The organism is Shigella dysenteriae (assembly GCF_022354085.1).
GTDB classification, from domain to species: domain Bacteria; phylum Pseudomonadota; class Gammaproteobacteria; order Enterobacterales; family Enterobacteriaceae; genus Escherichia; species Escherichia coli.
In genome coordinates this window covers 3,455,439-3,480,830 of sequence record NZ_CP055055.1, presented here as the reverse complement: position 1 = coordinate 3,480,830, position 25,392 = coordinate 3,455,439, and the positions used below count along the sequence as shown (strand labels likewise).

The window sequence follows — 25,392 nt, the reverse complement described above, 5'->3', positions numbered from 1 at the left end:
GGGAAATGGCGAAGGGAATGCTAATCATCAGAAATGTTGGCAAGCGTCACAGAATTTTTCTCATCTTAAACTGTTCTGACCAGTGGATTAGCATGTCTTAAGGTGGTTTTGTGAATGATTATCGTGCTAGCGATCATGGGTTAGTTCTGCGGATTCAACGCGCTAAGGATAAAGTCCACCATCTGTTCGCGATAAACATCGCCGTGACGATCGGAAAAAGCATCAATGTGTTCGCCATCCGGGATTAGGATCAACCGTTTTGGCTCTTTTGCCAGGCTATACAACTTTTCGCTGTGCTGCCATGGGATAACGTGATCAGCTTTACCGTGAATGAGTAAAAGCGGGATCGGGCTGACGCTGGCGATGTAATTTTCGCCGCTGTAACTCTCATCAAGTAAGTAGCCACTGCCGGGGATCATCTGGTTGGCGATAGTTGCATAAGAGGCAAATGTGGAGTCGAGGATCACCGCACGTATGCCTTCACGATCACCCTCACCAATAACAGCAAGAATATTCGCCCCGCCAATACTCTGCCCGAACAGCACCAGCCGTTGTGGGTTTACATCACTGCGATGGCGCACCACATTGATGGCGCTTTGCGTATCGTCCAGCAATCCGGCCTGGGACGGCGTGCCTTTTGATTTACCAAACCCGCGATAATCAAACATAAAAACGTTGAAATTACGCCCGGGTAACCAACTGACCAGCGGCCAGTGGGCGGACATATTTCCGGCATTGCCGTGAGCATGAATGATGGTTGCGATGGCGTTGTCAGCAGGGCCCGTCGAAGAAGGGATAAACCAGCCTTGCAGACGAGTACCGTCCTTAGCCGTAAATTCGACGGATTCCGCCGACCAGGGGTCGGGACCGTAAATTTTATCGTCAGGATAATAGAAGAAGTTGATGGCAACGCGCGGCACTAAATAAACGCAGAAGGCAACAACAAAGAGAATAAACAGAATTTTGAGAACGCGTTTGTTCACTGGCAGCGCCATAACCTTTCCTTGCGACTTCTTTATCATCCATTAATCGGGGAAAGATGGTGGGAGAGTGACGAAAGAAAGTAAAGCGGTGAGGAAGTATTTCGGAATAGCGCCTGAAAGGCGAGGGCGGGTGAGTGATATCACCCGCCTGAGTCATTAACGCTTCAGAGCGTCGCTTAACTCGTCACGCATGTTCGCCAGCATGGCTTTAACAACACGCGGGTTACCAGCAACGATGTTACCGGTCAGCATATAGTTATGACCACCGGTGAAGTCGCTGACGATGCCGCCCGCTTCACGAACCAGCAGCTCGCCTGCAGCGAAGTCCCACGGGCGCAGACCGATTTCAAAGAAACCGTCAACACGACCCGCAGCGACGTAAGCCAGATCCAGCGCCGCAGAACCGGTACGACGGAAGTCTGCACATTCGTTGAACAGTTTGCCGACGATGTTGATGTAGGTAGTGGCGTACTGTTTTGCTTTGAACGGGAAGCCGGTCGCCAGAATAGTACCGTCGAGATCGCGAGCGGTGCTGCCGCGCAGACGGTAGCCGTTCAGCTGTGCGCCCTGACCGCGAGTGGCGGTGAACAGTTCGTTACGCATAGGATCGTATACCACAGCAACTTCGGTGCGGCCTTTGATACGAACGGCGATAGATACCGCGAAGTGCGGCAGACGTTTGATAAAGTTGGTAGTGCCATCCAGTGGATCGATAACCCATTGAACATCCTGATCAGTACCTTCAAGTTCACCGCTTTCTTCGGTGATGATGGTGTGCTGTGGGTAAGATTTACGAATCGTGTCGATAATCACCGCTTCGGCAGCTTTATCTACGTTGGTCACGAAATCGTTACTGCCTTTCTGGCTCGCTTCTACAGCGTCCGGGGTTTCATAGTTTTTGGCAATTAAATTACCCGCCTTGCGCGCTGCGCGCACGGCGATGTTCAGCATCGGATGCATCGGTCTCTCTCACTGGATGTTAAAGAACGGGAAAACGGCGCAGAGTATAGCAGCGAGATCGGCATCTGTCTTCGTTTTATGATAAGATGCGCGAATAATCTTTAGACGAAGAAAGACAATGCTGCAAAATATTCGAATTGTGCTGGTGGAGACGTCACACACCGGCAATATGGGTTCTGTTGCCCGTGCCATGAAAACAATGGGATTAACCAATCTGTGGCTGGTTAATCCACTGGTGAAACCTGACTCCCAGGCTATTGCCCTGGCGGCGGGGGCCAGCGATGTGATTGGTAATGCTCACATCGTCGATACGCTCGACGAAGCGTTAGCCGGTTGTAGCCTGGTGGTGGGCACCAGCGCACGTTCCCGCACGCTGCCGTGGCCGATGCTCGACCCGCGCGAATGCGGTCTGAAAAGCGTCGCTGAAGCGGCAAATACCCCGGTGGCGCTGGTGTTTGGTCGCGAGCGCGTCGGCTTGACCAATGAAGAGTTGCAGAAATGCCATTATCATGTCGCGATTGCGGCAAACCCGGAATACAGTTCGCTGAACCTGGCAATGGCGGTTCAGGTTATTGCCTATGAAGTGCGTATGGCCTGGCTGGCAACTCAGGAAAATGGCGAGCAGGTCGAGCATGAAGAGACGCCGTATCCGCTGGTCGATGATCTGGAGCGTTTTTATGGTCATCTGGAACAAACGCTGCTGGCAACCGGTTTTATCCGTGAAAACCATCCGGGGCAGGTGATGAATAAATTGCGCCGTCTGTTTACCCGTGCGCGCCCGGAAAGCCAGGAATTGAATATCCTGCGCGGGATTCTGGCTTCTATAGAGCAGCAGAATAAAGGTAATAAGGCCGAATAACAGTGGTTGCCTGATGCGATGCTTAACGCGTCTTATCAGGCCTACAGTGAACAGAACCGTAGGTCGGATAAGGTGTTCACACCGCATCCGACAACAGGTACAAACGCCACGATAAAAAAATGGCACTGAAGGTTAAATACCCGACTAAATCAGTCAAGTAAATAGTTGACCAATTTACTCGGGAATGTCAGACTTGACCCTGCTATGCAATACCCCCACTTTTACAATAAAAAACCCCGGGCAGGGGCGAGTTTGAGGTGAAGTAAGACATGAGACTGACATCTAAAGGGCGCTATGCCGTGACCGCAATGCTTGACGTTGCGCTCAACTCTGAAGCGGGCCCGGTACCGTTGGCTGATATTTCCGAACGTCAGGGAATTTCCCTTTCTTATCTGGAACAACTGTTTTCCCGTCTGCGTAAAAATGGTCTGGTTTCCAGCGTACGTGGACCAGGCGGTGGTTATCTGTTAGGCAAAGATGCCAGCAGCATCGCCGTTGGCGAAGTGATTAGCGCCGTTGACGAATCTGTAGATGCTACCCGTTGTCAGGGTAAAGGCGGTTGCCAGGGCGGCGATAAATGCCTGACCCACGCGCTGTGGCGTGATTTGAGCGACCGTCTCACCGGTTTTCTCAACAACATTACTTTAGGCGAACTGGTTAATAACCAGGAAGTGCTGGATGTGTCTGGTCGTCAGCATACTCACGACGCGCCACGCACCCGCACACAAGACGCGATCGACGTTAAGTTACGCGCTTAATAAAAAGAATTCAGAATCAGGCCGGAGTGCTAAATACTCCGTAAACACGGTCGTACATCCAGCCGGTAGCCTGATTCCTTGCATTGAGTGATGTACGGAGTTTATAGAGCAATGAAATTACCGATTTATCTCGACTACTCCGCAACCACGCCGGTGGACCCGCGTGTTGCCGAGAAAATGATGCAGTTTATGACGATGGACGGAACCTTTGGTAACCCGGCCTCCCGTTCTCACCGTTTCGGCTGGCAGGCTGAAGAAGCGGTAGATATCGCCCGTAATCAGATTGCCGATCTGGTCGGCGCTGATCCGCGTGAAATCGTCTTTACCTCTGGTGCAACCGAATCTGACAACCTGGCGATCAAAGGTGCAGCCAACTTTTATCAGAAAAAAGGCAAGCACATCATCACCAGCAAAACCGAACACAAAGCGGTACTGGATACCTGCCGTCAGCTGGAGCGCGAAGGTTTCGAAGTCACCTACCTGGCACCGCAGCGTAACGGTATTATCGACCTGAAAGAACTCGAAGCGGCGATGCGTGACGACACCATCCTCGTTTCTATCATGCACGTGAATAACGAAATCGGCGTGGTACAGGATATTGCGGCTATCGGCGAAATGTGCCGTGCTCGTGGCATTATCTATCACGTTGATGCAACCCAGAGCGTGGGCAAACTGCCTATCGACCTGAGCCAGTTGAAAGTTGACCTGATGTCTTTCTCCGGTCACAAAATCTATGGCCCGAAAGGTATCGGTGCGCTGTATGTGCGTCGTAAACCGCGCGTACGCATCGAAGCGCAAATGCACGGCGGCGGTCACGAACGCGGTATGCGTTCCGGCACTCTGCCTGTTCACCAGATCGTCGGAATGGGCGAAGCCTATCGCATCGCAAAAGAAGAGATGGCGACCGAGATGGAACGTCTGCGCGGCCTGCGTAACCGTCTGTGGAACGGCATCAAAGATATCGAAGAAGTTTACCTGAACGGTGACCTGGAACACGGTGCGCCGAACATTCTCAACGTCAGCTTCAACTACGTTGAAGGTGAGTCGCTGATTATGGCGCTGAAAGACCTCGCGGTTTCTTCCGGTTCCGCCTGTACGTCAGCAAGCCTCGAACCGTCCTACGTGCTGCGCGCGCTGGGGCTGAACGACGAGCTGGCACATAGCTCTATCCGTTTCTCTTTAGGTCGTTTTACTACTGAAGAAGAGATCGACTACACCATCGAGTTAGTTCGCAAATCCATCGGTCGTCTGCGTGACCTTTCTCCGCTGTGGGAAATGTACAAGCAGGGCGTGGATCTGAACAGCATCGAATGGGCTCATCATTAATCGGTATCGGAATCAGGAGAATTTATAATGGCTTACAGCGAAAAAGTTATCGACCATTACGAGAATCCGCGTAACGTGGGTTCCTTTGACAACAACGACGAGAACGTCGGCAGCGGCATGGTGGGTGCACCGGCCTGTGGCGACGTGATGAAGTTGCAGATTAAAGTCAACGATGAAGGTATCATTGAAGACGCGCGTTTTAAAACTTACGGCTGCGGTTCCGCTATCGCTTCCAGCTCCCTGGTCACCGAATGGGTGAAAGGGAAGTCTCTCGACGAAGCGCAGGCGATCAAAAACACCGATATTGCTGAAGAACTTGAACTGCCGCCGGTGAAAATTCACTGTTCTATTCTGGCAGAAGACGCGATCAAAGCCGCCATTGCGGACTATAAAAGCAAACGTGAAGCAAAATAAGAGTTGAGGTTTGGTTATGTCGATTACACTGAGCGACAGTGCAGCAGCGCGAGTAAATACCTTTCTGGCTAACCGCGGCAAAGGGTTTGGCCTGCGTCTGGGCGTGAGAACCTCCGGATGTTCAGGTATGGCTTATGTACTGGAATTTGTTGACGAACCGACGCCGGAAGACATCGTGTTTGAAGACAAAGGCGTGAAAGTCGTGGTCGATGGCAAAAGCCTGCAATTTCTGGACGGTACGCAGCTGGACTTCGTAAAAGAAGGCCTGAACGAAGGGTTTAAATTCACCAACCCGAACGTTAAAGATGAGTGTGGTTGCGGCGAAAGCTTCCACGTTTGATGCGCATACCGATAACCCCACCGTGGTCGCCTGCGCGTGGGGTTTGTTTTACCTGATTCGCCGTTATCGCGGCGGATCGCAGCCCTGAGAATGTTATGGATTACTTCACCCTCTTTGGCTTGCCTGCCCGTTATCAACTCGATACCCAGGCGCTGAGCCTGCGTTTTCAGGATCTACAACGTCAGTATCATCCTGATAAATTCGCCAGCGGAAGCCAGGCGGAACAACTCGCCGCCGTACAGCAATCTGCAACCATTAACCAGGCCTGGCAAACGCTGCGTCATCCGTTAATGCGCGCGGAATATTTGCTTTCTTTGCACGGCTTTGATCTCGCCAGCGAGCAGCATACTGTGCGCGACACCGCGTTCCTGATGGAACAGTTGGAGCTGCGCGAAGAGCTGGACGAGATCGAACAGGCGAAAGATGAAGCGCGGCTGGAAAGCTTTATCAAACGTGTGAAAAAGATGTTTGATACCCGCCATCAGTTGATGGTTGAACAGTTAGACAACGAGACCTGGGACGCGGCGGCGGATACCGTGCGTAAGCTGCGTTTTCTCGATAAACTGCGAAGCAGTGCCGAACAACTCGAAGAAAAACTGCTCGATTTTTAATTTCTGGAAGCTAAACATGGCCTTATTACAAATTAGTGAACCTGGTTTGAGTGCTGCGCCGCATCAGCGTCGTCTGGCGGCCGGTATTGACCTGGGCACAACCAACTCGCTGGTGGCGACAGTGCGCAGCGGTCAGGCCGAAACGTTAGCCGACCATGAAGGCCGTCACCTGCTGCCATCTGTTGTTCACTATCAACAGCAAGGGCATTCGGTGGGTTATGACGCGCGTACTAATGCAGCGCTCGATACCGCCAACACAATTAGTTCTGTTAAACGCCTGATGGGACGCTCGCTGGCTGATATCCAGCAACGCTATCCGCATCTGCCTTATCAATTCCAGGCCAGCGAAAACGGCCTGCCGATGATTGAAACGGCGGCGGGGCTGCTGAACCCGGTGCGCGTTTCTGCGGACATCCTCAAAGCACTGGCGGCGCGGGCAACTGAAGCCCTGGCAGGCGAGCTGGATGGTGTAGTTATCACCGTTCCGGCGTACTTTGACGATGCCCAGCGTCAGGGCACCAAAGACGCGGCGCGTCTGGCGGGCCTTCACGTCCTGCGCTTACTTAACGAACCGACCGCTGCGGCTATCGCCTACGGGCTGGATTCCGGTCAGGAAGGCGTGATCGCCGTTTATGACCTCGGTGGCGGGACGTTTGATATTTCCATTCTGCGCTTAAGTCGCGGCGTGTTTGAAGTGCTGGCAACCGGCGGTGATTCCGCGCTCGGCGGCGATGATTTCGACCATCTGCTGGCGGATTACATTCGCGAGCAGGCGGGCATTCCTGATCGTAGCGATAACCGCGTTCAGCGTGAACTGCTGGATGCCGCCATTGCAGCCAAAATCGCGCTGAGCGATGCGGACTCCGTGACCGTTAACGTTGCGGGCTGGCAGGGCGAAATCAGCCGTGAACAATTCAATGAACTGATCGCGCCACTGGTAAAACGAACCTTACTGGCTTGTCGTCGCGCGCTGAAAGACGCGGGTGTAGAAGCTGATGAAGTGCTGGAAGTGGTGATGGTGGGCGGTTCTACTCGCGTGCCGCTGGTGCGTGAACGGGTAGGCGAATTTTTCGGTCGTCCACCGCTGACTTCCATCGACCCGGATAAAGTCGTCGCTATTGGCGCGGCGATTCAGGCGGATATTCTGGTGGGTAACAAGCCAGACAGCGAAATGCTGCTGCTTGATGTGATCCCACTGTCGCTGGGCCTCGAAACGATGGGCGGCCTGGTGGAGAAAGTGATTCCGCGTAATACCACTATTCCGGTGGCCCGCGCTCAGGATTTCACCACCTTTAAAGATGGTCAGACGGCGATGTCTATCCATGTAATGCAGGGTGAGCGCGAACTGGTGCAGGACTGCCGCTCACTGGCGCGTTTTGCGCTGCGTGGTATTCCGGCGCTACCGGCTGGCGGTGCGCATATTCGCGTGACGTTCCAGGTCGATGCCGACGGTCTTTTGAGCGTGACGGCGATGGAGAAATCCACCGGCGTTGAGGCGTCTATTCAGGTCAAACCGTCTTACGGTCTGACCGATAGCGAAATCGCTTCGATGATCAAAGACTCAATGAGCTATGCCGAGCAGGACGTAAAAGCCCGAATGCTGGCAGAACAAAAAGTAGAAGCGGCGCGTGTGCTGGAAAGTCTGCACGGCGCGCTGGTTGCTGATGCCGCGCTGTTAAGCGCCGCAGAACGTCAGGTCATTGACGATGCTGCCGCTCACCTGAGTGAAGTGGCGCAGGGCGATGACGTTGACGCCATCGAACAAGCGATTAAAAACGTAGACAAACAAACCCAGGATTTCGCCGCTCGCCGCATGGACCAGTCGGTTCGTCGTGCGCTGAAAGGCCATTCCGTGGACGAGGTTTAATATGCCAAAGATTGTTATTTTGCCTCATCAGGAGCTCTGCCCTGATGGCGCTGTTCTGGAAGCTAATAGCGGTGAAACCATTCTCGACGCAGCTCTGCGTAACGGTATCGAGATTGAACACGCCTGTGAAAAATCCTGTGCTTGCACCACCTGCCACTGCATCGTTCGTGAAGGTTTTGACTCACTGCCGGAAAGCTCAGAGCAGGAAGACGACATGCTGGACAAAGCCTGGGGACTGGAGCCGGAAAGCCGTTTAAGCTGCCAGGCGCGCGTCACCGACGAAGATTTAGTGGTCGAAATCCCGCGTTACACTATCAACCATGCGCGTGAGCATTAACAGAGGTTAGTATGGGACTTAAGTGGACTGATAGCCGCGAAATTGGCGAAGCACTGTACGATGCGTATCCCGATCTTGATCCGAAAACGGTTCGATTCACCGATATGCATCAGTGGATTTGCGATCTGGAAGATTTCGACGACGACCCGCAGGCATCCAACGAGAAAATCCTCGAAGCGATTTTGTTAGTCTGGCTGGACGAAGCCGAGTAAATGAACGGGCTGCCTGGGGGTAGCCCGTTTTGCTGTTAAACGAATAAGGATAACTAAAATGACAGAAGCGATGAAAATTACCCTTTCTACCCAACCTGCCGACGCGCGCTGGGGAGAAAAAGCAACTTACAGCATTAATAATGATGGCATTACCCTGCATTTGAACGGGGCAGACGATCTGGGGCTGATCCAGCGTGCGGCGCGCAAGATTGACGGTCTGGGCATCAAGCATGTTCAGCTAAGCGGTGAAGGCTGGGATGCGGATCGCTGCTGGGCATTCTGGCAAGGTTACAAAGCCCCGAAAGGCACGCGTAAAGTGGAGTGGCCGGATCTGGACGATGCCCAGCGCCAGGAACTCGATAACCGCCTGATGATCATCGACTGGGTGCGTGACACCATCAACGCACCGGCGGAAGAGCTGGGGCCATCGCAACTGGCACAGCGTGCTGTTGATCTGATCAGCAACGTCGCGGGCGATCGTGTGACTTATCGGATCACCAAAGGCGAAGATCTGCGTGAGCAAGGTTATATGGGGCTGCACACCGTCGGACGCGGTTCAGAACGTTCTCCGGTATTGCTGGCGCTGGATTACAACCCAACTGGCGATAAAGAAGCGCCAGTGTACGCGTGCCTGGTAGGTAAAGGTATCACTTTTGACTCCGGTGGCTACAGCATCAAACAGACTGCGTTTATGGACTCGATGAAGTCGGACATGGGCGGCGCGGCAACGGTTACCGGGGCGCTGGCATTTGCCATTACGCGCGGACTGAACAAGCGCGTGAAGCTGTTCCTCTGCTGTGCGGATAACCTGATTAGCGGCAATGCGTTCAAGCTGGGCGATATCATCACCTATCGCAACGGTAAAAAAGTTGAAGTGATGAACACTGATGCCGAAGGGCGTCTGGTGCTTGCCGATGGTCTGATTGATGCCAGTGCGCAGAAACCGGAAATGATCATTGATGCGGCGACCCTCACCGGGGCGGCGAAAACTGCGCTGGGTAATGATTATCACGCGCTGTTCAGTTTTGACGATGCGCTTGCCGGTCGTTTGCTGGCGAGTGCCTCACAAGAGAACGAACCATTCTGGCGTCTGCCGCTGGCGGAATTCCACCGCAGCCAGCTGCCGTCTAACTTTGCCGAACTGAACAATACCGGAAGCGCGGCGTATCCGGCAGGCGCGAGCACGGCAGCGGGCTTCCTGTCGCACTTTGTTGAGAACTATCAGCAAGGCTGGCTGCATATCGACTGCTCGGCGACTTACCGTAAAGCGCCGGTTGAACAGTGGTCTGCGGGTGCTACGGGACTTGGTGTGCGCACGATTGCTAATCTGTTAACGGCGTAAACTAATATGCCGGATGCGGCGTAAACGCCTTATCCGGCCTACAAAGTATTGCAAATTCAACAAATTGTGAATCCCTTGTAGGCCTGATAAGTATGGCGCATCAGGCACTTGTGCCCCGAACGTTGAATGAATTGTGGTTCTTATGTCCGAAACAAAAAATGAACTTGAAGACCTGCTGGAAAAAGCAGCAACCGAACCGGCGCACCGCCCGGCCTTTTTCCGTACTCTACTGGAATCCACCGTCTGGGTGCCTGGTACGGCGGCGCAGGGCGAGGCTGTGGTTGAAGATAGCGCGCTTGATTTACAGCACTGGGAAAAAGAAGACGGCACCAGCGTCATTCCTTTTTTTACCTCGTTAGAAGCACTTCAACAGGCGGTTGAAGACGAACAGGCATTTGTCGTAATGCCCGTTCGCACATTGTTTGAGATGACCCTTGGCGAAACGCTCTTCCTTAATGCCAAACTGCCGACCGGTAAAGAATTTATGCCGCGTGAAATCAGTTTGTTGATTGGTGAAGAGGGAAATCCGCTGAGCAGCCAGGAAATCCTGGAAGGCGGTGAATCGCTGATATTATCGGAAGTCGCAGAGCCGCCAGCACAAATGATTGATTCACTCACCACCTTATTTAAAACTATTAAGCCGGTGAAGCGTGCTTTTATATGTTCAATTAAAGAGAACGAAGAGGCACAGCCTAATTTACTTATTGGCATTGAAGCCGATGGTGATGTCGAAGAAATTATTCAGGCGGCGGGAAGTGTAGCGACCGATACATTACCTGCCGATGAACCAATCGATATTTGTCAGGTGAAAAAAGGGGAAAAAGGAATTAGCCACTTTATTACCGAACATATTGCGCCATTCTATGAACGTCGTTGGGGTGGTTTTTTGCGTGACTTTAAACAGAACCGGATAATCTAAAATATGCCGCCCCAAAGGGCGGCATTCGGGCTTACCTGCTGTTCTGAAGGTTGTTAACCACCAGTAAATTGTTGCCGGAGAGACTCAGGTTATTATTTACCTCGGTTAACAGCGCACCAGAAACAATAAGTACGATACAAAAGCACCGTATCTTCATTGTGCGGTCCATGCGAAGACCGCATCACGACAGCACCACTGGCGATATTGCCGCGATAGCAAGCGCTGTGAAACACCTGCATTTACGGCCACGGAACATCCTTTCCTAAAGCCAGCGCCCGTTTGCGAGACGGCGGAAAGGGCCAGTGTCGATAATACGCTAAATAAACAATAATTACTCTCTTTTGCTTGACAAAAAGAGAGTTGCTGGCGAATATTGCTCTGCTGTGAAGCACCTGCGTTGCTCATGCAACACAAGTCAATCTGCTGGAGAGGCCGCGAACCAAACCGGCAACAAATAACCGCCTGATTTTGGCGGTTTTTTGTTGCTTAAAGAAAGTGAATTTACATGTTTAAGTAATATCTTTTACCGGTTAGTATTTTTAATATTGAGCGGGATTTGTTTATATTTGTCTGAATTCGGACTAATAAGCCAGGTCATTTTAATATCGAACATATTGCGCCATTCTATGAACGTCGCTGGGGTGGTTTTTTGCGTGACTTTAAACAGAATCGGATAATCTAAATATGCCGCCCCAAAGGGCGGCATTCGGGCTTACCTGCTGTTCTGAAGGTTGTTAACCACCAGTAAATTGTTGCCGGAGAGACTCAGGTTATTATTTACCTCGGTTAACAGCGCACCAGAAACAATAAGTACGATACAGAAGCACCGTATCTTCATTGTGCGGTCCATGCGAAGACCGCATCACGACAGCACCACTGGCGATATTGCCGCGATAGCAAGCACTGTGGGGTGCCTGTATTTACGGTCATGGAACATCCTTTCCTAAAGCCAGCGCCCGTTTGCGAGACGGCGAAAAGGGCCATTAAGAATAATACTCTTATGTTTGAATAATTACTCTGTTTATTATCTTGACACAGCCAGGCATAAAAGAGAGTATTTCAACACTGTGGGGTGCCTGCGTTGCTCCGGCAACACAAGTCAACCTGCTGGAAAGGCCGCGAACCAGACCAGCAATAAAAAACCGCCAAATTCGGCGGTTTTTTATTTTCGGCGGTTTTTTATTGCCTGTAAAAAGCTTATTTCAATGGCTCAACCGGTAAATCTGCCCGCGCGCCCCATTCACTCCATGCGCCGTCGTACAGTTTCACGTTTGGCACATCCAGCGTCGCGAGTGCCAACAAAACCACGGCTGCTGTTACACCAGAGCCGCAGCTGACGATAATCGGTTTGTCATAGCTGACGCCGCGACCAAAAAATATCGCATCCAGTTCATCGGTCGTTTTTAGTTCGCCTTCGCGCACCAGTTCCGTCCACGGAACGTTCAATGCACCGGGAATATGTCCGCGACGTAAACCTGGGCGAGGTTCATCAACTTCTGCGTTAAAACGTGCAGCCGGGCGGGCATCAATAATTTGCGCCGTATTTTCATGGCTTGCCAATAACACATCGGTTACTTTCACCACTGCTTCAGGATTAAACGCGGCGTTAAACTCTCCTTCCGGCAGCTCTACTGCACCTTCTTCTAACAACAGATCATCGCGCTGCCAGCCTGCAAGTCCACCCCCCAGAATCGACACTTTCTCTACACCAAAGGTGCGCAGCATCCACCATGCTCGTGGGGCTGAGAAAAGATTACCTTCGTCATAGACAATCAGGTGCTTATCCTGGTTAACGCCTAATTCACGCATCGCCACGGCGAACGTTTCCGGGCGCGGCAGCATGTGCGGAAGCGGGGAAGTGTGATCAGAAAGCGCTTCGATATCAAAAAACACTGCGCCGGGAATATGTCCATTCAGATACTCCAGAGCAACGTTACGATCCTCCTGTCCAGGCGACGCCATGCGGGCATCGATAATCTGAATTTCCGGGTCATCAATATGTTCGGCGAGCCAGTCGGCTCCTACAAACCATGTCGTGGACATAGGCATCTCCATTTTTGCCGGGGTTAGGCTAAATTGTCGGATGTTTAGTGAAAAGCGACAAGCAAAAGAGGCTGATTTGGCTGTCTGAGCCACAATTCTCACTAAAATTCGGATTGTATGGGCGTGATACTGAATTACATAACGTAAATTCTCACGCATAATAATTATTCGACGTTGCTAACGGGCCATTGTGGCAGGGATGAAAAATGAAAAAGTTACGCGTAGCCGCCTGCATGCTAATGCTGGCGCTGGCAGGGTGCGACAACAACGATAACGCGCCAACAGCGGTGAAAAAAGATGCGCCTTCTGAAGTTACTAAAGCGGCCTCTTCAGAAAACGCGAGTTCAGCAAAACTCTCCGTGCCGGAGCGACAAAAACTGGCCCAACAGAGTGCCGGTAAGGTGCTGACATTGCTGGATCTCTCTGAAGTCCAACTTGATGGTGCAGCCACGCTGGTGCTGACGTTCTCCATCCCTCTCGACCCGGATCAGGATTTCTCACGCGTTATTCATGTCGTCGATAAAAAAAGCGGCAAAGTGGATGGTGCCTGGGAGCTGTCAGATAATCTTAAAGAGCTGCGTTTACGCCACCTCGAACCGAAACGTGATTTGATCGTTACTATTGGCAAGGAGGTCAAAGCACTCAACAACGCAACCTTCAGTAAAGATTACGAAAAAACTATAACTACCCGCGACATCCAACCCAGCGTCGGTTTTGCCAGCCGTGGTTCGCTGCTGCCTGGTAAAGTCGTTGAAGGGCTGCCGGTAATGGCGCTCAACGTTAATAATGTCGATGTTAACTTCTTCCGCGTTAAGCCAGAATCTCTGCCAGCATTCATTAGCCAATGGGAATACCGCAATTCGCTGGCGAACTGGCAGTCAGACAAACTGCTGCAGATGGCGGATCTGGTCTACACCGGACGGTTTGATCTCAATCCTGCGCGTAACACCCGTGAAAAATTATTGCTGCCGCTGGGCGATATCAAACCGCTTCAGCAGGCGGGCGTGTATCTGGCTGTGATGAATCAGGCTGGACGTTACGATTACAGTAATCCCGCGACGCTGTTTACGTTAAGTGATATCGGCGTTTCAGCTCACCGTTATCACAATCGTCTGGATATCTTTACCCAAAGTCTGGAAAACGGCGCGGCCCAGCAAGGAATTGAAGTCTCTTTATTAAATGAGAAAGGGCAGACTCTGACTCAGGCAACCAGTGACGCTCAGGGGCATGTGCAGCTGGAAAATGATAAAAACGCCGCATTATTGCTGGCACGTAAAGACGGTCAGACAACGCTACTCGATTTAAAACTTCCGGCGCTGGACTTAGCAGAATTTAACATTGCTGGCGCGCCAGGCTATAGCAAACAGTTTTTCATGTTTGGCCCGCGCGATCTTTATCGCCCGGGTGAAACGGTAATCCTCAATGGTTTGCTGCGTGATGCAGACGGTAAAGCGTTGCCCAATCAACCCATCAAGTTAGACGTGATTAAACCCGATGGGCAGGTACTCAGGAGCGTCGTTAGTCAGCCGGAAAATGGCCTCTACCACTTTACCGGGCCACTCGATAGCAATGCGGCAACCGGTATGTGGCATATTCGCGCTAACACGGGCGATAACCAGTATCGGATGTGGGATTTCCACGTCGAAGATTTTATGCCAGAGCGTATGGCGCTGAATCTGACCGGTGAGAAAACCCCGCTTACGCCGAATGATGAAGTGAAATTCTCGGTGGTGGGATACTACCTGTACGGTGCGCCTGCTAATGGTAATACTTTGCAAGGGCAACTTTTCCTGCGCCCACTGCGTGAGGCTGTGTCAGCCTTACCTGGTTTTGAATTCGGCGATATAGCTGCCGAAAACCTTTCCCGCACGCTGGATGAAGTTCAGTTGACGCTGGATGATAAAGGGCGCGGCGAAGTTTCTACAGAAAGCCAGTGGAAGGAAACGCATTCCCCATTACAGGTTATTTTCCAGGGTAGTTTGCTGGAATCGGGCGGTCGCCCAGTGACGCGCCGCGCTGAGCAGGCTATCTGGCCTGCCGATGCATTGCCGGGGCTCCGTCCGCAGTTCGCCTCGAAATCGGTTTACGATTATCGCACTGACAGCACGGTGAAACAGCCCATTGTTGATGAAGGCAGTAACGCCGCTTTTGACATCGTTTATAGCGATGCGCAAGGCGTGAAAAAAGCCGTGTCGGGCTTGCAGGTGCGCCTGATTCGCGAACGCCGCGATTACTACTGGAACTGGTCAGAAGATGAAGGCTGGCAATCACAGTTTGATCAAAAAGATCTGATTGAAAATGAACAAACTCTGGATCTGAAAGCGGACGAAACCGGCAAGGTCAGTTTCCCGGTAGAGTGGGGCGCTTATCGTCTGGAAGTCAAAGCGCCGAATGAAGCGGTCAGTAGTGTGCGTTTCTGGGCTGGCTATAGCTGGCAGGACAACAGCGACGGGAGCGGTGCCGTGCGACCCGACCGTGTCACGCTGAAACTAGATAAAGCCAGTTATCGCCCTGGCGATACCATTAAGTTGCATATTGCCGCGCCAACGGCGGGTAAAGGTTATGCGATGGTCGAGTCCAGTGAAGGGCCGCTGTGGTGGCAAGAGATTGATGTTCCGGCTCAAGGGCTGGATCTGACGATTCCGGTCGATAAAACCTGGAATCGTCATGATCTGTATTTAAGTACGCTGGTAGTACGTCCTGGCGATAAATCTCGCTCCGCGACGCCAAAACGCGCGGTTGGTGTGTTGCATCTGCCGCTTGGTGATGAAAACCGTCGCCTCGATCTGGCGCTGGAAACACCAGCAAAAATGCGTCCCAATCAACCATTAACCGTGAAAATTAAAGCCAGCACTAAAAATGGCGAGAAGCCTAAACAGGTGAATGTGCTGGTGTCTGCCGTTGATAGTGGTGTGCTGAATATTACTGACTACGTCACGCCAGATCCGTGGCAGGCGTTCTTTGGTCAGAAACGCTATGGCGCAGACATTTACGATATTTACGGTCAGGTTATTGAAGGTCAGGGGCGTCTGGCAGCTCTGCGTTTCGGTGGCGATGGTGATGAGCTGAAACGTGGTGGTAAACCGCCGGTCAATCACGTCAATATTGTCGCGCAGCAGGCGCTGCCGGTAACGCTCAACGAACAGGGCGAAGGCTCGGTTACACTGCCGATTGGCGATTTTAACGGTGAATTGCGCGTCATGGCGCAAGCCTGGACGGCAGATGACTTCGGTAGCAACGAAAGCAAAGTGATAGTTGCCGCACCGGTGATTGCTGAACTGAACATGCCGCGCTTTATGGCGAGTGGCGATACCTCGCGTCTGACGCTGGATATCACTAATCTTACCGATAAACCGCAAAAACTGAACGTTGCCCTGACCGCCAGTGGTTTGCTTGAACTGGTCAGCGATTTACCCGCAGCCGTTGAATTAGCGCCAGGTGTGCGTACTACGCTGTTTATCCCGGTGCGAGCATTGCCGGGTTATGGCGATGGAGAAATTCAGGCCACCATTAGCGGGTTAGCGTTACCGGGTGAAACCGTTGCCGATCAGCATAAGCAGTGGAAAATCGGCGTCCGTCCGGCGTTCCCGGCACAAACGGTTAATTACGGTACGGCGTTACAGCCTGGTGAGACATGGGCGATTCCGGCGGATGGATTGCAAAACTTCTCGCCTGTTACGCTGGAAGGGCAATTGTTGTTGAGCGGCAAACCACCGCTGAACATCGCACGTTATATCAAAGAGTTAAAAGCGTATCCGTACGGCTGTCTTGAGCAAACCGCCAGCGGCCTGTTCCCGTCACTTTATACCAACGCAGCCCAACTGCAGGCGTTGGGCATCAAAGGCGACAGTGATGAGAAACGCCGTGCATCGGTCGATATCGGCATTTCCCGTTTGCTGCAAATGCAACGTGATAACGGCGGCTTTGCGCTGTGGGATAAAAACGGTGACGAAGAGTACTGGCTGACGGCTTACGTGATGGATTTCCTGGTCCGCGCAGGCGAACAGGGTTACAGCGTGCCGACAGACGCCATTAACCGGGGTAATGAGCGTCTGCTGCGCTATTTACAAGATCCGGGCATGATGTCGATCCCGTACGCGGATAATCTCAAAGCCAGTAAATTCGCCGTACAGTCATACGCTGCGCTGGTGTTGGCCCGTCAGCAAAAGGCTCCGCTGGGTGCGCTGCGTGAAATCTGGGAGCATCGTGCAGATGCCGCTTCTGGTTTACCGCTGCTGCAACTTGGCGTTGCGCTGAAAACCATGGGTGATGCGACGCGTGGTGAAGAAGCGATTGCGCTGGCGCTAAAAACGCCGCGTAATAGTGATGAGCGGATATGGCTGGGTGATTACGGTAGTCCACTGCGCGACAACGCGTTGATGCTCTCCTTGCTGGAAGAGAACAAACTGCTACCCGATGAGCAGTACTCCCTGCTGAACACACTTTCGCAGCAGGCGTTTGGTGAACGCTGGCTATCGACGCAGGAAAGTAACGCGTTGTTCCTGGCTGCCCGTACGATTCAGGATTTACCAGGTAAATGGCAGGCGCAAACCTCTTTCTCAACTGAGCCGCTGACAGGCGAGAAAGCGCAAAACAGCAATCTGAATAGCGATCAACTTGCCACCTTGCAGGTGACCAACAGTGGCGAGCAGCCGTTATGGCTGCGTGTGGATGCCAGCGGTTATCCGCAATCCGCACCTTTACCGGCGAACAATGTGCTGCAAATTGAGCGTCATATTCTTGGTACTGATGGTAAGAGCAAATCGCTGGACTCGTTACGTAGCGGCGATCTGGTGCTGGTCTGGTTGCAGGTAAAAGCCAGTAACAGCGTGCCGGATGCGTTAGTCGTGGATCTGCTGCCTGCGGGTCTGGAACTGGAAAACCAGAATCTGGCGAACGGTAGCGCCAGCCTGGAGCAAAGTGGTGGCGAAGTGCAGAACTTACTGAACCAGATGCAGCAGGCGAGTATTAAGCACATTGAGTTCCGTGACGATCGCTTTGTGGCGGCGGTTGCCGTTGATGAATACCAACCGGTAACGCTGGTGTATCTGGCGCGGGCGGTGACGCCGGGAACGTATCAGGTACCGCAACCGATGGTGGAATCAATGTATGTTCCCCAATGGCGGGCGACCGGCGCGGCTGAAGATTTGCTGATTGTCAGACCGTAAATGCCTCGCTTGTTAACCAAACGCGGCTGCTGGATAACGCTGGCAGCTGCGCCATTTCTCCTTTTTCTTGCAGCGTGGGGAGCAGATAAACTCTGGCCTCTACCGCTGCATGAAGTCAATCCCGCACGAGTGGTCGTGGCGCAGGATGGTACGCCGCTCTGGCGCTTCGCCGATGCTGACGGCATCTGGCGTTATCCGGTAACAATCGAAGATGTTTCTCCACGTTACCTTGAAGCGCTGATCAATTATGAAGATCGCTGGTTCTGGAAGCATCCGGGGGTGAATCCATTCTCGGTGGCGCGCGCAGCATGGCAAGATCTCACTTCGGGACGGGTTATTTCCGGTGGCAGCACGCTCACTATGCAGGTTGCTCGTCTGCTTGATCCTCACCCCAAAACATTTGGCGGCAAAATTCGCCAGCTCTGGCGCGCGTTGCAACTGGAATGGCATCTGTCTAAGCGTGAAATTCTGACCTTGTATCTTAACCGCGCTCCGTTTGGCGGTACGTTGCAGGGGATCGGTGCGGCAAGTTGGGCTTATCTCGGAAAATCGCCTGCGAATTTAAGCTATTCCGAGGCGGCAATGCTGGCGGTGTTACCGCAAGCGCCCAGCCGACTGCGCCCGGATCGTTGGCCGGAGCGTGCCGAAGCCGCGCGTAATAAAGTGCTCGAACGGATGGCCGTGCAAGGTGTGTGGTCCCGTGAGCAGGTAAAAGAGTCAAGGGAAGAACCCATCTGGCTGGCACCCCGACAAATGCCGCAACTTGCACCGCTGTTTTCGCGCATGATGCTCGGTAAAAGCAAAAGCGACAAAATCGTTACTACGCTGGATGCCGGTCTTCAACGACGTCTGGAAGAACTGGCGCAAAACTGGAAAGGACGTTTACCACCGCGCAGCTCACTGGCGATGATCGTGGTTGATCATACCGATATGCGTGTTCGCGGCTGGGTGGGTTCGGTTGATCTCAACGATGATTCACGCTTTGGTCATGTTGATATGGTCAATGCGATCCGATCGCCAGGATCGGTGCTCAAACCGTTTGTTTACGGTCTGGCGCTGGATGAAGGATTGATCCACCCGGCATCACTGCTGCAAGACGTCCCCCGGCGTACCGGTGATTACCGACCTGGCAACTTTGACAGCGGTTTTCATGGCCCGATCAGCATGAGCGAGGCGCTGGTGCGCTCGCTGAATTTACCTGCTGTGCAGGTGCTGGAAGCCTATGGACCGAAACGGTTTGCGGCAAAGTTACGCAATGTTGGATTGCCGTTATATTTGCCCAACGGTGCTGCGCCGAATCTTTCGCTCATTCTCGGCGGCGCTGGTGCGAAACTGGAAGATATGGCGGCAGCGTATACCGCGTTTGCTCGCCACGGCAAGGCAGGCAAATTGCGCTTACAGCCTGACGATCCGCTGCTTGAACGGCCTTTAATGTCGTCGGGGGCGGCGTGGATCATTCGCCGGATTATGGCTGATGAAGCGCAACCCTTGCCGGATGGTACCTTGCCGCGCGTCGCCCCACTGGCATGGAAAACGGGCACCAGCTATGGCTATCGTGACGCCTGGGCGATTGGGGTTAATGCTCGCTATGTCATTGGGATCTGGACTGGCAGACCGGATGGCACGCCGGTTGTTGGTCAGTTTGGCTTTGCCAGTGCTGTACCGCTGTTGAATCAGGTCAATAATATTTTACTGTCGCGCAGTGCGAATCTGCCGGAAGACCCGCGCCCGAACTCAGTCACTCGTGGCGTTATCTGCTGGCCGGGCGGACAGTCTTTGCCGGAAGGTGACGGTAACTGTCGCCGCCGCCTGGCAACCTGGTTGCTGGACGGGAGCCAGCCGCCAACTCTATTACTGCCGGAGCAGGAAGGCATTAATGGCATTCGTTTCCCCATCTGGCTGGATGAAAATGGCAAACGTGTTGCCGCTGATTGCCCGCAAGCGCGACAAGAAATGATAAATGTCTGGCCGCTACCGCTGGAACCCTGGTTGCCCGCATCAGAACGTCGCGCTGTGCGCTTACCACCGGCCTCGACAATTTGCCCGCCATACGGTCACGATGCCCAGCTCCCGCTGCAGCTGACAGGCGTTCGCGATGGCGAGATTATTAAACGTTTACCGGGCGCAGCGGAAGCGACTTTGCCGTTGCAATCAAGTGGAGGGGCAGGTGAACGCTGGTGGTTTCTGAATGGCGAACCGTTAACTGAACGCGGGCGCAACGTGACCCTGCATTTGACGGATAAAGGTGATTATCAATTGCTGGTGATGGATGACGTAGGGCAAATCGCGTCAGTACATTTTTCATTTCAGTGAAATATACAAAATATTTATTAATCTAATTATGGTATTTATATTTGGAATGCATTAATAATTTAATAATCTCACGTTTTTTTAAACGACTAATTATTTGATTGTTATCAGCATTGTTCTCGAATAAATACGTGAATATTTATTTTTTCATTTTCGGGAACGCAAGATGGATACGCCAGACGAAAAGGAACGCATTACATTTCCGCAAGTATCACGACGTAGTTTTTTACAAGCGACTTCCGCGCTTATCACTTTGCCTTTTATTTCTTCTACCGCAAAGGCGCAATCCCCAGATGCGTCGCCAGAAGTTACAGCTCCAGTAGCTGATAAAGTCGTGCCCACCTGTAGCACATTTGACTGCGGTGGTAAGTGCGATATTCGGGCGCATATGCGCGACGGCGTGGTGACGCAAATTACCACGCTTCCCGATAACGAACTGGATCCACAAATGCCGATTATGCGCGCCTGTGTTCGTGGTCGCGGCTATCGTAAATTTGTTTATCATCCAGACCGCCTGAAATATCCGATGAAGCGGGTAGGTAAACGAGGCGAGGGTAAATTTGAGCGTATCTCATGGGATGAGGCGACGACCTTAATTGCCGATAACCTGAAAAGGATCACGCAACAATATGGCCCGGCTTCACGTTATGTCCATGTCGGGACGGCTGTTTCTGGTGGAACATTTTCTGGCGATGCGATGGCGCGTCGGCTGTTAAATTTAACCGGTGGTTATCTTGAATATTATCACTCAGTTAGTCTGGGTAATACTGCGGCGGCAACGCCTTACACGTATGGCGTGGCGGCCAGCGGTAACTCGATGGATACTCTTCTGGATACCAAACTGGTGATCCTCTGGGGGCATAACCCAACGGAAACCATCTTCGGTCACACCAATTACTTTTTTCAAAAAATGAAGCAAAACGGTACACGTTTTATCGTGGTGGATCCGCGCTATTCCGACACCGTATCTTCACTTGCCGATCAGTGGATCCCGCTGTTGCCGACCACGGACAATGCGTTGATGGACGCGATGATGTACGTCATTATCAGCGAGAATCTCCACGATAAGACATTTATCGACACATATACTCTCGGTTTTGATGAAAACTCTATGCCAGAAGGCGTACCAGCCAACGAATCGTTGGTTGCCTACCTTTTTGGCGCAAAAGATGGGATACACAAAACGCCGGAATGGGCAGAAAAAATTACCCACGTTCCAGCACAATCCATTCGTCAACTGGCACGCGATTACGCCACTACAAAACCCGCAGCGTTGATTCAGGGATGGGGGCCACAGCGACATATTTGCGGCGAACGCACCGCCCGAGGTTCAACTTTACTGGCCTCGATTACCGGTAACGTCGGCATCAAAGGTGGCTGGGCGGCAGGTTACGGCGGTAGTTCTAATCGTAAATTCTGCGTTGGACCAGATATGCCAGAAAATCCGGTACAAGCGAAAATCTCGATTATGAACTGGATGCAGGCGGCGGATGATGCTTCTAAAGTTACGCCGCAAGATGGGCTTAAAGGTGTCGATAAACTCGACAGTAATATCCGCCTGCTGTTCTCACTGGCAGGTAATTATCTGGCGAACCAGAACCCGGACGTCCACCAGGCCGCGAAGCTCCTTGAAGACGAATCTAAAATAGAATTCATCGTACTCAGCGATCTGTTCATGACTCCGAGCGCGAAATATGCCGATGTGTTGCTGCCGGAAACCAGCTTTATGGAACGCTGGAATATCGGCGAAACATGGGGAACTGCGAGCTATCTTATTCTGTCAGAAAAACTGATTGAGCCGGATTTTGAACGTCGCACCGATTATGACTGGTTGCGTGACGTGGCGAAAAAACTGGGTGTCGAAGCCGAGTTCAGTCAAGGACGTGATGAGAAGCAATGGATCGAGCATATCTGGGAGCAAACTCGTCTGGCGATGCCGGATGAAAATTTGCCGGACTTCGCGACCCTGCAAAAAACACGTCGACATCTTTTTAAAAGTGCGCCGCACATCGCTTTCGAAGCAAATATTCGCGATCCGCAGAATAATCCTTTCCCGACGCCTTCCGGCAAAATTGAGATCTTCTCTAAGCGTCTTTTTGATATGCAAGATCCAGAAATTCCCGCGCTTTCGCACTATGTCCCTGCCTTTGAAGGGCCAGAAGATAAACTGACGGCGAAATACCCGCTGCAGCTCATCACCTGGAAAGGGAAAAACCGTGCTAATTCCACCCAGTATGCTAACCCGTGGCTGCAAGAAGTTCAGACGCAAAAACTCTGGCTGAATCCGCAAGATGCAAAACAGCGCGGGATTGTCGAAGGAGATAGCGTAAAAATTTATAACGATCGTGGTGTGAGCATTATCCCGGTGGAAATAACCCCCCGTATCATCCCTGGCGTAGTTGCTATGCAGGCGGGGGCATGGTGGCAACCGGATGCACAAGGTATCGATCGCGGAGGCTGTGCCAATGTACTGAGTTCGACCCGCATTACGGCGCTGGCGAAAGGGAATTCGCATCAAACAATGCTGGTGGAGGTTGAGAAAGCATGAGCCAATTTAAAGAATTTGCATCTGTCAGCGACAAACAATTAGGGTTCTTTATTGACTCTTCGCGTTGTTCGGGCTGTAAAGCGTGTCAGGTGGCCTGTAAAGACAAAAACAACCTTGAGGTTGGGCGACGTTTTCGCCGCGTGTATGAAGTGAACGGAGGTGGCTTCATCGCCACTGGAGAGGGCGGTGTGAGTCATAATGTCTTTGCTTATACCCTTTCTGTTTCCTGTAACCATTGCGCGGATCCGATCTGTACCAAAAATTGCCCGACGATGGCGATGCATAAGCGTCCCGGAGACGGTATTGTGCGCGTGAATACTGATAAGTGCGTCGGTTGCGGTTACTGCGCCTGGTCCTGTCCTTACGGCGCACCACAAATGAATGAGCAGACCGGGCAGATGTCGAAATGCGATTTCTGTATTGATCTGCAAGCTAAAGGAGAACAACCCATTTGCGTGGCAACGTGCCCGTTGGGGGCGATTAAGTTCGGCCCTATTGATGAGTTGCGTGAAAAGTATGGCGATGTCAGTGATGTGAAAGGTTTACCTGATTCGTCGATTACGCAGCCAAATCTGGTGATTAAACCGCATCAGGGCGCGGAAAAGGAGGCGTCACATCATGCATGAATTACCGTTAATGGCTTTTACGCTGTTGTTACAGGCATCGGTCGGTATGACGTTGTGGCTGGCGTTTCTTCATCGTCATATTTTAATCACCTCCAGCGCCCGCCCGGTTATGCGGCCGCCATTACTGTTGGCTTTTTTGGCAGGTGCCGTAGGGTTACTGATTTCTACCTTACATCTGGGTTATCCACTTAATGCGAGGCATGCGCTAAGCCACTTTTCCAGTTCATGGCTGAGTCGGGAAATTATCTTTGGTGCGCTGTATCTGGCGCTATTGGGTTTATCCACATTACTGGTCATGTTACGCAAAGGCGGCTGGCAACTCCTGCTTATCCTAGCGGCAGTGGTCGGGATTGTTGATGTTTTCTGCATGGCGCAAGTTTACATCCATACGTCGATTATCACCTGGCAGCATTACAACACGCTGATTATGTTCTTAGGTACAGTGGGAATTCTCGGTTCAGCGCTGGTAGCAGTGTTTCGTATTAGCGGAATTTTGCCGCAGATTGATGCCCTGCGTAATGGATGCGTGTTGGTGATCGCTCTCCTGGTTCTGTTGCGTTTGTTGGTTCAGCCGTTGTGGATAGGGGATTTAACGGCAAATGCGATGCAGATAGCCACATTGCCACATGCGCCATTAGCGATGCTGGGACAGTTAAAACCCATACTGACACTAAGCTGGGGAATTTCCGTCATTGGGATGATGTTCTTTGCTGTCGGTGGTTGTAAAAAGAATATCCCGGCGGCGTTATTCGGTAGCGTAATGCTAGTGGGGAGTGAAGTTATGCTGCGTTTTGTCTTTTTTAGTATCGGCTAATGTTAAGTCATAACATAACGATTGGCGCGGAATGCGCGCGCCAACGCTTTCGTTTTGCAACATGTCATGCCTGTGTCGAGGCTTGCCCGGCACAGGCGCTAACGCTGACAGAAGAGGGCATAGCGGTCGACGCGGAACAATGTATTGAGTGTGCGGTTTGCCAGTTTATTTGTCCGCAAGAGGCTATTCGTGGCGTTAATTCCCCTTTACGTTATTTTCGCAATCACACCCTGGTCGCACCTTTCACCACTATTGCGCCGACGCTGGAAGAACTTTTGCTATGGCATAAAGAGCAGGGGATCACAGCGATCGCGATTGATCTGAGTCAGGCGAAGGCATGGGAGCGCGCATTATTGCTGTTAAACGAACGCTTACGGCAATATGGCGAGGAAGGCTGGTCTGTGGTATCTCCACATACCAGTGAGGTGAATGTTTCCCGGCGTCGTTTGTTCCATGTGCAGCGTGCGGATGTTCAGATGACACAAATACAACCAGGATTACGTCGGTTACATTATTTATGGCCCCAGATTAGTGATGCTCGCCCGATGATGGATCCTCAAAAGTGTCAGCTTTGCGGTGCATGCTGGCGGGCCTGCGAGCAACAGGTCTTTTCGCTTAACGAAGGCCATTTACAAATCAATGATGCCTTGTGTAACGGATGCCAAAATTGTATTGCTGTTTGTTTTCATCAGGCAATGACCGTTGAATTGACGATTCTACCGGCAAAAATTGTGAATCTTCATGCTAATCGCAAAGTCTGTAAAACCTGTCAAAAATCCTTTCTTACTTTTCAGCAAAATGCGCAAAATTGTCTTTATTGCCAACGTCATCGCTATGGGATGAGAGCACCATAAAAGTCGAGTTGTTGCTAAAACTCATTTTATTTTAAAAAAATGTTACCTTCATCAATAGTCAACGGCCCTGTTGCTCATTATAATCCGCGCCATCTCGTACG

General features: G+C 52.0%; 22 protein-coding genes and 1 pseudogene. 18 read left to right on the top strand and 5 right to left on the bottom strand.

Annotated elements, in window-relative coordinates:
- Positions 1-140 precede the first annotated feature (140 nt).
- Together HUZ68_RS16635 and suhB are read right to left on the bottom strand one after the other, a co-directional pair.
- Positions 141-995: an alpha/beta hydrolase gene (locus HUZ68_RS16635; RefSeq protein WP_001383415.1), complete on the bottom strand. Its 855-nt coding sequence runs from the start codon at positions 993-995 to the stop codon at positions 141-143.
- A gap of 144 nt (positions 996-1,139) precedes the next feature.
- Entirely contained in the window at positions 1,140-1,943 is an 804-nt protein-coding gene (gene suhB / locus HUZ68_RS16630; protein ID WP_000553451.1) for an inositol-1-monophosphatase, read from the bottom strand.
- Positions 1,944-2,061: 118 nt separating this feature from the next.
- Here suhB and trmJ point away from each other — a divergent pair, with 118 nt between their 5' ends.
- The 11 genes from trmJ (at position 2,062) to sseB (ending at position 10,928) form a co-directional block, all read left to right on the top strand.
- Complete coding sequence (gene trmJ, locus HUZ68_RS16625) at positions 2,062-2,802, top strand: tRNA (cytosine(32)/uridine(32)-2'-O)-methyltransferase TrmJ (protein WP_000940019.1); 741 nt, start codon at positions 2,062-2,064, stop codon at positions 2,800-2,802.
- A gap of 269 nt (positions 2,803-3,071) precedes the next feature.
- On the top strand, positions 3,072-3,560 hold the full coding sequence (iscR, locus tag HUZ68_RS16620) for a Fe-S cluster assembly transcriptional regulator IscR (RefSeq protein WP_001241357.1): 489 nt from the start codon (positions 3,072-3,074) through the stop codon (positions 3,558-3,560).
- A 111-nt stretch (positions 3,561-3,671) separates the two neighbouring features.
- Entirely contained in the window at positions 3,672-4,886 is a 1,215-nt protein-coding gene (gene iscS, locus HUZ68_RS16615; protein WP_001295373.1) for a cysteine desulfurase, read from the top strand.
- A 27-nt stretch (positions 4,887-4,913) separates the two neighbouring features.
- Positions 4,914-5,300 carry a Fe-S cluster assembly scaffold IscU gene (iscU, locus tag HUZ68_RS16610; RefSeq protein ID WP_000331707.1) on the top strand — a complete coding sequence of 129 codons (387 nt, stop codon included), beginning with the start codon at positions 4,914-4,916 and terminating at the stop codon, positions 5,298-5,300.
- A 16-nt stretch (positions 5,301-5,316) separates the two neighbouring features.
- Positions 5,317-5,640, top strand: a complete 324-nt coding sequence (gene iscA, locus HUZ68_RS16605) for an iron-sulfur cluster assembly protein IscA (protein WP_000028953.1) — start codon at positions 5,317-5,319, stop codon at positions 5,638-5,640.
- A gap of 95 nt (positions 5,641-5,735) precedes the next feature.
- Positions 5,736-6,251: a co-chaperone HscB gene (hscB, locus tag HUZ68_RS16600; RefSeq protein ID WP_000384413.1), complete on the top strand. Its 516-nt coding sequence runs from the start codon at positions 5,736-5,738 to the stop codon at positions 6,249-6,251.
- Positions 6,252-6,267: 16 nt separating this feature from the next.
- Positions 6,268-8,118: a Fe-S protein assembly chaperone HscA gene (gene hscA, locus HUZ68_RS16595; protein ID WP_001196618.1), complete on the top strand. Its 1,851-nt coding sequence runs from the start codon at positions 6,268-6,270 to the stop codon at positions 8,116-8,118.
- Position 8,119: 1 nt separating this feature from the next.
- A complete protein-coding gene (fdx, locus tag HUZ68_RS16590) occupies positions 8,120-8,455 on the top strand; it encodes an ISC system 2Fe-2S type ferredoxin (RefSeq protein ID WP_001124474.1) in 336 nt (111 codons plus the stop codon).
- Positions 8,456-8,466: 11 nt separating this feature from the next.
- On the top strand, positions 8,467-8,667 hold the full coding sequence (gene iscX, locus HUZ68_RS16585) for a Fe-S cluster assembly protein IscX (RefSeq protein WP_000523616.1): 201 nt from the start codon (positions 8,467-8,469) through the stop codon (positions 8,665-8,667).
- Between the two features lie 58 nt (positions 8,668-8,725).
- On the top strand, positions 8,726-10,009 hold the full coding sequence (gene pepB, locus HUZ68_RS16580; RefSeq protein WP_000133582.1) for an aminopeptidase PepB: 1,284 nt from the start codon (positions 8,726-8,728) through the stop codon (positions 10,007-10,009).
- A gap of 142 nt (positions 10,010-10,151) precedes the next feature.
- A complete protein-coding gene (sseB, locus tag HUZ68_RS16575; protein ID WP_001400503.1) occupies positions 10,152-10,928 on the top strand; it encodes an enhanced serine sensitivity protein SseB in 777 nt (258 codons plus the stop codon).
- 31 nt (positions 10,929-10,959) lie between these two features.
- Here the strand turns inward: sseB and timP (HUZ68_RS24965) are convergent, their stop codons facing one another.
- Positions 10,960-11,085: a small toxic inner membrane protein TimP gene (gene timP, locus HUZ68_RS24965; RefSeq protein WP_001491247.1), complete on the bottom strand. Its 126-nt coding sequence runs from the start codon at positions 11,083-11,085 to the stop codon at positions 10,960-10,962.
- Between the two features lie 438 nt (positions 11,086-11,523).
- Between timP (HUZ68_RS24965) and HUZ68_RS16570 the strand changes: the two are divergent.
- Positions 11,524-11,610: pseudogene (locus HUZ68_RS16570) on the top strand (enhanced serine sensitivity protein SseB); the annotation flags it as partial.
- Positions 11,611-11,640: 30 nt separating this feature from the next.
- Here the strand turns inward: HUZ68_RS16570 and timP (HUZ68_RS24960) are convergent.
- Complete coding sequence (gene timP / locus HUZ68_RS24960) at positions 11,641-11,766, bottom strand: small toxic inner membrane protein TimP (protein ID WP_001491247.1); 126 nt, start codon at positions 11,764-11,766, stop codon at positions 11,641-11,643.
- Between the two features lie 359 nt (positions 11,767-12,125).
- On the bottom strand, positions 12,126-12,971 hold the full coding sequence (sseA, locus tag HUZ68_RS16565; protein ID WP_033815557.1) for a 3-mercaptopyruvate sulfurtransferase: 846 nt from the start codon (positions 12,969-12,971) through the stop codon (positions 12,126-12,128).
- Positions 12,972-13,177: 206 nt separating this feature from the next.
- On the opposite strand from sseA, the gene yfhM reads away from it, so the two are divergent.
- From yfhM to HUZ68_RS16535, 6 genes are all read left to right on the top strand, one after another.
- Positions 13,178-18,139 (top strand): alpha2-macroglobulin, encoded by a 4,962-nt coding sequence (gene yfhM, locus HUZ68_RS16560; protein ID WP_239593932.1) that lies wholly within the window; start codon positions 13,178-13,180, stop codon positions 18,137-18,139.
- A complete protein-coding gene (gene pbpC, locus HUZ68_RS16555) occupies positions 18,140-20,452 on the top strand; it encodes a peptidoglycan glycosyltransferase PbpC (RefSeq protein WP_033815555.1) in 2,313 nt (770 codons plus the stop codon).
- A 163-nt stretch (positions 20,453-20,615) separates the two neighbouring features.
- A complete protein-coding gene (locus HUZ68_RS16550) occupies positions 20,616-22,997 on the top strand; it encodes a DMSO/selenate family reductase complex A subunit (protein WP_000380688.1) in 2,382 nt (793 codons plus the stop codon).
- Positions 22,994-23,623, top strand: a complete 630-nt coding sequence (locus HUZ68_RS16545) for a DMSO/selenate family reductase complex B subunit (RefSeq protein WP_000077290.1) — start codon at positions 22,994-22,996, stop codon at positions 23,621-23,623. Before HUZ68_RS16550 ends, HUZ68_RS16545 begins: the two co-directional genes overlap by 4 nt.
- Positions 23,616-24,437 carry a dimethyl sulfoxide reductase anchor subunit family protein gene (locus HUZ68_RS16540; protein WP_033815554.1) on the top strand — a complete coding sequence of 274 codons (822 nt, stop codon included), beginning with the start codon at positions 23,616-23,618 and terminating at the stop codon, positions 24,435-24,437. The genes HUZ68_RS16545 and HUZ68_RS16540 overlap by 8 nt, the downstream gene beginning before the upstream one ends.
- The gene (locus HUZ68_RS16535; protein ID WP_000948590.1) at positions 24,437-25,291 is read left to right on the top strand and encodes a 4Fe-4S dicluster domain-containing protein; all 855 of its coding nucleotides are present in this window, start codon (positions 24,437-24,439) and stop codon (positions 25,289-25,291) included. Before HUZ68_RS16540 ends, HUZ68_RS16535 begins: the two co-directional genes overlap by 1 nt.
- The last annotated feature ends 101 nt before the right edge of the window (positions 25,292-25,392 follow it).